Raw genomic sequence first — 552 nt, 5'->3', positions numbered from 1 at the left:
GGGATCATTCACCCGTATGCGATGGCCAGCCCCGGCGGGGAGGGGTTGTTGGTGTCGGGTCGGGCGATCCGCGCCGAGCACCGCATGCACCTGGCCGACACCAAGGCCCGCCGCCATGCCGTGGCCCGTAGGGCGCCGAAGCCGGGTCAGAAGGGGTCGCGGCGGTGGCGGCAGTACCGGCGCCGGGCCCGCCTGGTGGAGGGCCGGCACCGGCGCAGGGTTCGTCAGGCCCAGCACGAGGCCGCCCGCACCGTCGTCTCCTGGGCGGTGGAGCAGCGGGTGGGTGTGCTGCACGTCGGGGACCCCCGCGGGGTGCTCGACGTTCCGGCAGGGCGGCGGCACAACCTGCGGTTGCGCCAGTGGCAGATCGGACGCCTGATCCAGATTCTGGTCGACAAGGCCACCTTGGCCGGTAATCACCGTGCGGCTGGTTGATGAACGCGGCACCTCCTCCACCTGCCCCGCCTGCGGAAGGCGGGTACCGAAACCCCGCGGCCGGACCCTGTCCTGCCCGCACTGCGGATTCTCCGGCCACCGCGATCTCGTCGCGGC

At 73.0% G+C, this 552-nt stretch carries 2 protein-coding genes; both read left to right on the top strand.

Annotation, left to right across the window (positions count from 1 at the left end; translation table 11 throughout):
• On the top strand, positions 1 to 435 hold a 435-nt coding region (locus DKT69_RS15895), incomplete at its 5' end, for a hypothetical protein (protein WP_236647946.1).
• Positions 422 to 552: zinc ribbon domain-containing protein (locus tag DKT69_RS41090; protein WP_161557855.1), on the top strand; the 131-nt coding region annotated here is incomplete at its 3' end. The genes DKT69_RS15895 and DKT69_RS41090, both read left to right, overlap by 14 nt.

This window comes from Micromonospora sicca (genome assembly GCF_003172935.1).
GTDB lineage: Bacteria > Actinomycetota > Actinomycetes > Mycobacteriales > Micromonosporaceae > Micromonospora > Micromonospora sicca.
This window is presented reverse-complemented; position numbering and strand designations above follow the sequence as displayed.